At 38.5% G+C, this 9,816-nt stretch carries 11 protein-coding genes; 5 read left to right on the forward strand and 6 right to left on the reverse strand.

Translation table 11 applies throughout. From position 1 onward, the window contains the following. Window positions 1–259 (forward strand): hypothetical protein (locus tag KPC_RS20425; protein ID WP_171334505.1); only part of this gene is annotated, 259 nt, incomplete at its 5' end. 116 nt (window positions 260–375) lie between these two features. Here KPC_RS20425 and gdhA read toward each other — a convergent pair. Then, window positions 376–1,773, reverse strand: a complete 1,398-nt coding sequence (gdhA, locus tag KPC_RS14265) for an NADP-specific glutamate dehydrogenase (RefSeq protein ID WP_171334506.1) — start codon at window positions 1,771–1,773, stop codon at window positions 376–378. A gap of 286 nt (window positions 1,774–2,059) precedes the next feature. Between gdhA and KPC_RS14270 the strand changes: the two genes are divergently transcribed. Together KPC_RS14270 and nth are read left to right on the forward strand one after the other, a co-directional pair. Beyond that, window positions 2,060–2,854, forward strand: coding sequence for an RnfABCDGE type electron transport complex subunit B (locus KPC_RS14270; RefSeq protein WP_121975027.1), 795 nt, complete (start codon window positions 2,060–2,062; stop codon window positions 2,852–2,854). 12 nt (window positions 2,855–2,866) lie between these two features. Continuing rightward, a complete protein-coding gene (nth, locus tag KPC_RS14275) occupies window positions 2,867–3,556 on the forward strand; it encodes an endonuclease III (RefSeq protein WP_121975028.1) in 690 nt (229 codons plus the stop codon). Between the two features lie 153 nt (window positions 3,557–3,709). Here nth and KPC_RS14280 read toward each other — a convergent pair whose 3' ends face one another. From KPC_RS14280 to KPC_RS14295, 4 genes are all read right to left on the reverse strand, one after another. Then, a complete protein-coding gene (locus KPC_RS14280) occupies window positions 3,710–3,928 on the reverse strand; it encodes a hypothetical protein (protein WP_121975029.1) in 219 nt (72 codons plus the stop codon). A gap of 92 nt (window positions 3,929–4,020) precedes the next feature. Then, a complete protein-coding gene (adk, locus tag KPC_RS14285) occupies window positions 4,021–4,674 on the reverse strand; it encodes an adenylate kinase (RefSeq protein WP_121975030.1) in 654 nt (217 codons plus the stop codon). Between the two features lie 76 nt (window positions 4,675–4,750). Then, window positions 4,751–6,067, reverse strand: coding sequence for a hypothetical protein (locus tag KPC_RS14290; RefSeq protein WP_121975031.1), 1,317 nt, complete (start codon window positions 6,065–6,067; stop codon window positions 4,751–4,753). Window positions 6,068–6,132: 65 nt separating this feature from the next. Then, a complete protein-coding gene (locus KPC_RS14295) occupies window positions 6,133–6,648 on the reverse strand; it encodes a hypothetical protein (protein ID WP_121975032.1) in 516 nt (171 codons plus the stop codon). A 243-nt stretch (window positions 6,649–6,891) separates the two neighbouring features. Here KPC_RS14295 and mrdA point away from each other — a divergent pair, with 243 nt between their 5' ends. Together mrdA and rsmD are read left to right on the forward strand one after the other, a co-directional pair. Further along, window positions 6,892–8,946: a penicillin-binding protein 2 gene (gene mrdA / locus KPC_RS14300; protein ID WP_121975033.1), complete on the forward strand. Its 2,055-nt coding sequence runs from the start codon at window positions 6,892–6,894 to the stop codon at window positions 8,944–8,946. Continuing rightward, window positions 8,943–9,494 carry a 16S rRNA (guanine(966)-N(2))-methyltransferase RsmD gene (gene rsmD / locus KPC_RS14305; RefSeq protein WP_121975034.1) on the forward strand — a complete coding sequence of 184 codons (552 nt, stop codon included), beginning with the start codon at window positions 8,943–8,945 and terminating at the stop codon, window positions 9,492–9,494. The genes mrdA and rsmD overlap by 4 nt, the downstream gene beginning before the upstream one ends. Window positions 9,495–9,529: 35 nt before the next feature. Here rsmD and KPC_RS14310 read toward each other — a convergent pair whose 3' ends face one another. Beyond that, a complete protein-coding gene (locus KPC_RS14310; RefSeq protein ID WP_227591435.1) occupies window positions 9,530–9,724 on the reverse strand; it encodes a hypothetical protein in 195 nt (64 codons plus the stop codon). Between the last annotated feature and the right edge of the window lie 92 nt (window positions 9,725–9,816).

Genomic DNA, 9,816 nt, shown 5'->3' on the forward strand with positions numbered 1-9,816 from the left:
GGAATATAAAATATCAGCACAACAAATAATACCTATTAACTATTTAATAAGTACAACCATGCAATGTAATGATGAACTAACACGACAGGAGTCTTTTATAAATTCTATAGCTAGAACACCTCTTCTTTTTAAAATTGAGGTTATAGATCATGAAAAAAAATATTTGCATCTTAAAATGCCTGATGGTAAAAATCATATTTTCCAAGCTACAAATAAAATGAATGATTTAACCCAAATAAATCATATTGATCACAAATAATATTATGAACTTTATTATTTAATATAAAGATAAATAAACAAAACCCCCTCAAGATGAAGGGGTTTTTTATCAGTTTAGATCAATAACTAATCTTATATCTGATACAAGGCACAATATTAATATACGCCTTGAGCAAGCATTGCATCAGCTACTTTTACGAAACCAGCGATATTTGCACCATCTACATAGTTCACAGTGCCATCTTCCTGAGTACCAAATTTTACGCAGTTGCGGTGGATCTCTTTCATAATCGCATGTAAGCGCTCATCTACTTCTTCGAAAGTCCACCCTAAACGGATTGCATTTTGAGACATTTCCAGACCAGAAGTTGCTACACCACCTGCATTAGAAGCTTTACCTGGTGCATAAAGAATTTTTGCTTCAACAAACTTTTCAACAGCTTCGAGCGTAGAAGGCATATTTGCACCTTCAGCAACACAAATCACCCCATTTGCTAAAAGTTTTGCAGCATCATCGGCATCTAACTCATTTTGAGTTGCACAAGGAAGTGCGATATCACATTTGATACCCCATGGACGTTGTCCTTCAAGATATTCAAAACCGTGTTTAGAAGCAAATTCAGAAATACGTCCACGTTTAACGTTCTTAAGCTCCATAACCTCAGCAAGTAACGCATCAGTGAAACCATCTTTCACATATACAGTACCATTTGAATCTGAAAGGGAAACAACTTTAGCGCCGAGGAACATTGCCTTTTCAGCAGCAAATTGTGCAACGTTACCTGAACCCGAGATTGTTACGACTTTACCTGTGAAGCTATCATTACGTGTTTTAAGCATTTCTTCTGCAAAATATACAGTGCCAAAACCTGTTGCTTCAGGGCGTGCCAGAGAACCACCAAATGACATCCCCTTACCAGTGAATACACATGAAGTATCATTGCTGAGTTTTTTCATCATCCCAGCCATATACCCTACTTCACGTCCACCTACACCAATATCCCCAGCCGGGATGTCTGTGTCTGAACCAAGATGGCGATATAATTCAATCATTAACGCTTGGCAGAAACGCATGATTTCGCCTTCTGACTTACCTTTAGGGTCAAAATCAGAACCGCCTTTACCACCACCCATAGGAAGCGTTGTTAAGGCATTTTTAAAAGTTTGTTCAAAACCAAGAAACTTCAAAATTGATAAATTTACTGACGGATGAAAACGCATCCCACCTTTAAATGGTCCAATAGCAGAGTTATATTGAACACGGAAAGCACGGTTTACTTGTGTTTGCCCTTTATCATCAACCCACGAAACACGGAACTGAAGAGCACGTTCTGGCTCAACTAGACGTTCAAGCAAACCATAATCTGCATATTGTGGATTTTTTTCTATAAATGGCCAAAGGCTGGTCATTACTTCTTCAACCGCTTGTAAAAATTCCGGTTGGTTTGGATCACGTGCTTTAACGTAATCTAAGAAGTCATTCAGGCTAGTATATTTCAACGCTCTTTCCTCAGCAGAAGGTGATACAAAATTGGTCAAAAATTCAATAAGAATGTTTTATTTTGGCGCAAAGTATTAAATATCTTTTGTAACGAATCTACAATACTTTTACCAACGTTTTTTTAAATAATTTTTATTTTCAATATTTTATTTTCTAATTATTCTTCAAAATAATGCCAAATTCTTCGCATAACAGTTAGAATTCATCCATATTTTATGCACATTTTTAGCGCTAAAATAACGCCAAATTAGAGCACACTTTAACTTCAAAAAACATGTTAAAATTGCTCAAGCCACACTATTTTTTGTTTAGCCAATCTCTCTAATTTAATTTCATCGCATGAATTCGCAAATTTCCCTAATAAAGCAAATAGACGCCCTTCTTCCACAAACGCAATGCGGTCTGTGTGGTCATAGAGATGGCTGTTTACCCTATGCAAAATCCATTGCAGAAGGCGAAGCAGCAAACAAATGTGTTCCAGGAGGACAACCTGTAGCAGATGCTTTGGCAAATCTTCTACAACGCCCTCACTTACAAGCTGAAGAAAGTGTCTGGCCCATTCAGAAAGATGGTCGACCACAACGGATGAAAGCCATAATTCGGTCAGATGAATGTATTGGTTGTACAAAATGTATTAGTGCTTGTCCTGTTGATGCAATTATTGGTAGTGGAAAGCTTATGCATACCGTACTTACTGATCTTTGCACAGGTTGTGAACTCTGTATTCCACCATGCCCTGTAGACTGCATTGATCTGGTTGAAGACCAAAATCCAATTCCAAATGATGATGAAAAAATCAGGGAACAAAATGATCTACGTCAACGTTATTATGCCCATATTCAACGTGAAGAAAAAAGGCGCTTGAATAGAAAGGGACCTGTAGTCCGTGCCGCAATTGATACGGAATTTTTTGCTCAGTTTTCCAAGCAAAATGAGGATTTTCCTTCTATCCAGATTTCGAAAAAAACTACTGAAACGTCTCAAATTGTTGATGCAAAAACCACAATTGAACTAGCAAAATTAAGAACTCAAATCAAAAAACTGGAAAAACAGCTCAGTGTACGTTCTGATGATAAAAAGTTGCTACAATTACAACAACTTCAGCAACAACTTGATCAACTTCAAAGTGTTTAAAGGAAATAAGACATGCCTGTTAAAAATATGACAAAAAAGCAGATCCAGATTTTCTTTGAACGTTTACGAGAACAAAGACCTGATCCTAAAACTGAACTGAATTATTCTTCACCTTTTGAGCTATTAGTTGCAGTTACACTTTCTGCTCAAGCCACAGATATCAGTGTCAATAAAGCGACTGACAAATTATTTCCTGTGGCAAACACTCCAGAATCAATCTATGCACTTGGAGTAGAAGGTTTAAAGGATTATATCAAAACCATTGGTCTATATAATTCTAAAGCTGAAAATGTCATTAAAGCCTGCAAGATGCTGATTGAAAAGCATAATAGTGAGGTTCCTAACAATCGTATAGATCTGGAAGCTTTACCTGGTGTTGGGCGTAAAACAGCAAATGTTGTATTAAATACAGCCTTTGGCATGCCAACAATGGCTGTCGATACTCACATTTTCCGTGTGGGAAATCGTACTGGTTTAGCTGTTGGTAAAAATGTTTTAGAAGTTGAGCAAAGACTTATTAAAGTCATTCCAAAAGAGTTTATCGTTGATGCACATCATTGGCTAATTTTACATGGTCGCTATTGCTGTATAGCACGTAAACCTAAATGTGGGGAATGCGTAGTCTCTGATGTCTGTAATTGGCCAGATAAATATGAATTTGGCGCTACACGGGAAATAACGGCTAAAACGTTGAATAATTAGTATCCACTTAAATTTCAGTAAAAAATAGTGCCTTATTAACTCGAATAAAAATACTGGCAATATTTGCCCTAAAATGATTTTAATAATCAAATCATTATTAGGCTTTACAATGAGGTTTGAGAAAATCCAGATGACAAAAGAACAGAGATAAGATCATCCTTTTTTATTTTTCTGTTGTAATCTCTTCTTCATTTCATCCAGTTTTTGCTGCTCTTTCACAAGTTCTGGGTGAATTTGATATTCTTTTCTTTGATTCTGGCGCTCCAATGCAGCCTGTTTTTGAGCACTACGCAATAATTTAAAACTCATAAAAAATAAAACAAGCAAGGCAGCAATACTTAAAACTACTAAAGCAATTAAAGCGGTCTTCATTTAAGTAAAACTCCACGATCTTGAAACAAATAAAGGAGCCATAATATGAATCAGGACTCCTTTATTGTCAAAGCTTAAAAGCTTTTGAGATTTTATTTATCTAAAATAGCAAATAAATCTTTTTGAACTTCTTCAATTGGACGAAGACCATTTAGTTTATTATAAGTCGGTGCATTTTCACCAGAAGCTGCGCGACCTTGATAAAAACCAACCAGTTGTTCAGTCTCATTATGATATGAGCCTAAACGCTTGCGGATTGTTTCTTCTTGATCATCTGGACGCTGTACAAGGTCTTCACCTGTTTCATCATCTTTACCTTCCACTTTAGGCGGGTTATATACGATGTGATAAACGCGACCTGATGCAGGATGCTGGCGACGACCAGAGAGACGTTTTACGATTTCCTCATCCGGAACATCAATTTCAATAACGTGATCAATATTGATGCCTTCTTTTTCCAAAGCTTCAGCCTGCGGGATAGTACGTGGAAAGCCATCAAAAATACAGCCATTCACACAATCAGGTTGCGCAATGCGCTCTTTTACCAAACCGATAATCAACTCATCTGATACTAAACCACCAGATTCCATTACAGATTTAGCTTTAAGACCTAATTCAGTACCTTCACGAATCGCAGCACGGAGCATATCACCGGTTGAAATTTGTGGAATATTGTAGCGCTTACAGATCAACTGAGCTTGTGTACCTTTACCTGCTCCAGGTGGTCCGAGTAAGATAATGCGCATAAAAAAACATCCTCATTTAAAACAATATGTATGATACCTCGCGCGTCGAATAAATCGGCATCGACTAGGCACCTAATTATAAGAAAGCCACAAACAAATGTATCAAGCCCGCTATAAATCCTGTTACACCGCCTAGTACAATCAAAATCCATTCGTCTTCCCTAAATGCAGGACGTAACAGGTTTTGAAATTCTCGTGGTGTCAATTCACGAATACGCTCTTTAAACATCTGAAAGATTTTCTGTGCACGGCTCGCATTAAAGGCTGGGTCGCATACAGGCACCATCGTAATTTCAATTGAGCGATCAATCAAGTCTGTCTTTAATTTTGCATATTCGCGTGGTCCTAAAGACAGCTGTAAAGATGTCCGAACCAATGGCGTTTCCAAAATTTCATTTACATGACGTTTAATAATGCGGCGGGTTTTGTCCTTTTTAGGACCGTACATCATTTCTGTCATGATAGATTTTAACGTAATTAGGTCTTCTGTGACTACACTTGCAAAAACATCTGAAACTTCTTCCTGGCGTTTCATAAACGCGCCTTGGACATTATATGTACCAAGTCTAGGAATAACAGGTTTAATCCATGGAAATTTACGGTCTTTGGTAAACTCAAAAAATTGCGGATAACGTATATAATGTGGCTCAACTGGATTAAATACCATCCAGATCGCAATCCAGTTGGTTAAGAATCCCCAAATTGCTGCCCAAAATGGAACTGTCCAGTGCCATGGTACCAAGAACCAGACCAGCATTTGAAAAACACCAAAGAACATTCCAATTAAAGCACTGATATGCCAAATAAAATTAATTTCCTTTTGTCCGACTTTCAAGAACATACGAACCATTAAACGGCGATCACCTTCCATCTGGCGAACCACCATGTCACGCATATTGACCAGTGATTCAACATTCATGGTCAGTTCTGTTACAAGCTCTCTTAAAATGGCAGGAAGCTGTTTATGTGCCTGTGCATATATGCGTCTTTTTATTGAATAGGGTAAATTTTCCCAAAGGACAGCATTACGATCCAGCATGACCTCGTCAATCAAGTGCTCAAGTTCAAAACCGACCTGTTCACCAATGATCCGTGCCATATCCTCTGGATCCATCGCTTCCAGAAACTCACGTAATGACCCTAGTTTTGACAAGGTATTATCCGTGATAATTCCAGAAATACGACCAGCTTTACGTGGCACGATCCCCTGCCAACCTACTGGTAATGGTCCTATATGAAAGCCCCAGAACTTGATTGGATAAAACACCATTTTCAGTGCCATCCAGACATGTGCCCAAGTCACAAATGCAGTTACAGGGATAATACTCAAAACTGCTAAATGATCTGGTCTGTTTAAAAAGGCTTGCCACAAATCACTGACGTATCCAAACATGCATGACTCTCGTATTTATTTCTATTTGCGGTCGTAAAAGCAGGGAAATATAATCATAAATGATTTTATAATCCTAGACTTAAGCTGTAGGCAATTTGTAGTAATGGTTTTCTTTCCAAAACTGTCGCTTGACCGTCATGGATTTCACTACCTACACCTAAACCTACACTTAAAGTACTAATGCGTTCTTTATTAAGCCAGACGAAAGATAGATCAGCACCACCACCATAAGCAACCTTATCACCACTTCGGGTAGCCTTGCTTCGAAGCGAACCGCCATAAACGCCCAAATAATATCCATTGTGGTCTTTTCCAGTTAAAACAACTGGATATCTAAATCCTATTTGCCCCGCAGGTTCATTGTCACCATTGATAAAAAAACCAGCTTTGGCATATGCAATTCCATATGGGTTGACCCATTCTGCATTGAGATGGCCAATTTGCTGAGTAATCCCTGCACCCACATTGAATGTCGCCAAATTTGCATTTTTTAACTTCGCTTCCGGCAAATAAGATGCCAAATCTGCATGAACAAAACCTGCAATAGCACTCAATACGAGTAAGGGAAAGATTTTTTTCATTATTTTCTCCAGAATCCCTATTTTTAATTTAATAACAATCCATCGATTGATTTTTTTTGACTTTAACAGATTTATCCCGCTTCTTATATACAACAGCTCACAAATTTACTGTCTACAAAGTCAAATCCGAATACATTTTTATTTCTTCATAATTTAAAAATTTTTAAATATTACCTGCATAATAGGTTAAAATGGAGCGCCTCCAATTTTCTTCTCTCTAAGCTTTGGTAAAGTCATTTCGGTATGAAGCAGCATTTTCCACTTAAAAACGTCCAACAAGAAAAGCGCATCTACCGTGGTCGAGTATATTTTGCGATTGGGATTGTTGTATTTGCTCTACTGATTTTACTCTCGCGCTATGCCTATTTACAGATTTTTCATTATGAAGAATTTAAAACGGCTGCCGATAATAACCGTATCAGGCTACAACCAATTGCGCCTGCACGTGGCTATATTTATGACCGAAACGGTATCTTGCTTGCTGATAATTATCCTGTTTTCACAGCAACATTAAGTAGAGCTGATGTAGAAGATATTGATAGCACTGTTCATCGTTTAACACCGATCTTAAGCTTAACTCAAGAAGATATTGACCGTTTCAATAGCCGTATTAAAACCGCTAAAAAAACGGAACGGGTCACTCTCAAACTGAATCTGACAGAAACAGATATCGCAAAATTCAGCGAAATTAAATATCAGTTTCCTGGTGTAGATATTGAAACGCAGATGACCCGTTATTATCCACATGGGGATCTATTTGCACATGTCATAGGCTATGTAGGTCGTATCAATGATAAAGAGCTTAAGATCATTGATAAGGATTCTTATGCTGGAACCAACCTGATCGGTAAAATCGGAGTAGAAAAATCCTACGAAGATTTACTTCATGGAACTCCAGGATATGAGTCGATCGAAGCAGATGCACATGGCAATGTACTCCGCCATTTGGGACGTAAAGAATCTGTTCGGGGTAATGATTTATATCTTTCTCTGGATTACGGATTACAAAATATCGCAGCTGAACAGCTGGCAGGAAGACGTGGTGCAATTGTTGCTATTGACCCACGCACAGGTGAGATTTTAGCGCTAGTTTCCAGCCCAAGTTTTAACCCGAACCTTTTTGTTACCGGTATTAACCATACCGATTACAGTAACCTTCGTGACAATCTGGATCAGCCTCTTTACAACCGTGCTGTACAAGGTGTTTATCCACCTGGATCAACGATCAAGCCAATGGCTGGTTTAGGTGGTATACACTTTAAAACTGTCGACTGGAGTACCACGATCAATGATCCTGGTTACTTCCATTTGCCTGGTGATTCTCATAAATTTCGTGACTGGAAAAAGACTGGACACGGTATCGTAAACCTTCACAAAGCTATTAAAGAATCATGTGATACCTATTTTTATATTTTATCGTATCAAATGGGTATTGAACGCATGAATGAATGGATGCGCCAATTTGGCTTTGGTGCAAAAACAGGCGTTGACCTCCCAAGTGAAAGTGAGGGTTTATATCCAAATCCTGAATGGAAAATGCGCACCCGCAAAACGAAATGGTTAAAAGGTGAAACCATTTCCGTCAGTATTGGTCAGGGTGCATTCACAGCTACCCCATTACAACTTGCTATGGCTACGGCAATAGTATCCAATCATGGCGCACATATTACGCCACATGTACTCCGCGCTAGCAAAGGTGCCAAACCACATACTGTATTAAATGCACCCGATGGCAAAATCAAATTTAACGGTACTGATGACGACTGGGTTAAAATGCGTGATGCTATGGTTGATGTTGTACAAAATGGTACAGGTCGCGGTATCCGTACACCTCTCTACTCTATTGCTGGTAAAACAGGGACCGCTCAGGTCAAAAGTATTGCTCAAGGTAAACGTTATAACGAAGCTGCACTGACTGAGCGTCAACTAGATCATGGTTTATTTGTGGGTTTTGCACCTGCAGAAAACCCTCAAATCGCAATTGCCGTAGTCTGGGAAAATGGACGACATGGTGGCTCCGCAGCACAGCTTGCCAAACCTGTATTTGATTACTGGCTCGTTAAACGCCAGAAAAATCCGGTTCTTCCAACCAACCATCAAGTGAGTGGCGGTTTAATGACAGCAGGAATCAAACCTGGAGAACTTCCTAGCGGTGAAGGTAATCTCAACGCAGATCCAAATGCCATGCCACACAAACCTAATACAACTTCAGGGAATACAACTACATCATCAACAAATAAACCTAAACCAACCAATGCATCACCTCATAACGAATTGCGTACGGATGTAAGCGAATGAAGAACAATCTACTCCGTATCATTGGAGGTAAATGGAAACGCCGACAACTCGGTTTTGCCAATATTGATGGACTACGTCCAACCCCTGATCGTGTCCGTGAAACATTATTCAATTGGTTAATGTGGGATATTCAAAATGCCAGTGTATTAGATATTTGCACAGGTTCTGGTGCACTTGGTTTCGAGGCACTCTCTCGTGGTGCCTCTGAACTTTTAATGATTGAGCCAGATAAAATTCAGGCTAAATTTTTAAAAGAAAATATTCAATTACTTCAGGCATCGAACTGTCAATTGAAAGTTGCAAAAGCTCAGGATGTACTCCCGTCCTTACAACAACAATTATTTGACGTTGTCTTTTTAGACCCACCTTATACTTTAAATCTATGGTCAGAACTGGCAATTCTAGCCGACCCTTTAATTAAAAGTCAGGCACTTATATACGTAGAAGCTGACCGGGAGTTGGCACAACTTTCATTACCGCAAACATGGCAACTGATTAAACAGACTAAAGCAGGTGTTGTTCGGGCAGGTTTATATCAAAAACAGTAAATAAAAAAAGATTCCTTTAAGGAATCTTTTTTATTTTACCAACGTCTATACTGTCTATCAGGAACAGTTTGAATCACTGTTGTTTTACGTTCATACCGTCTATCTCTGCCATCATGGCGGTGATGTGACCTGTCATCATAACGACTATGGCGTGGTCCATCATCATAAGGTGCAACAATACATCCTGTAAGTGAGATACCTATTAAAGACAATAAAAATAATTGTTTCATCAGAGACAAGTCCATCTTCTATATTTGTTAAAAAAATTCTGACAAAAGCACATGGACATGTTCGGAAGCTTATGTATTAAATTGATTAAGTT

Source organism: Acinetobacter stercoris, assembly GCF_900323515.1.
Classification (GTDB): Bacteria; Pseudomonadota; Gammaproteobacteria; order Pseudomonadales; family Moraxellaceae; genus Acinetobacter; species Acinetobacter stercoris.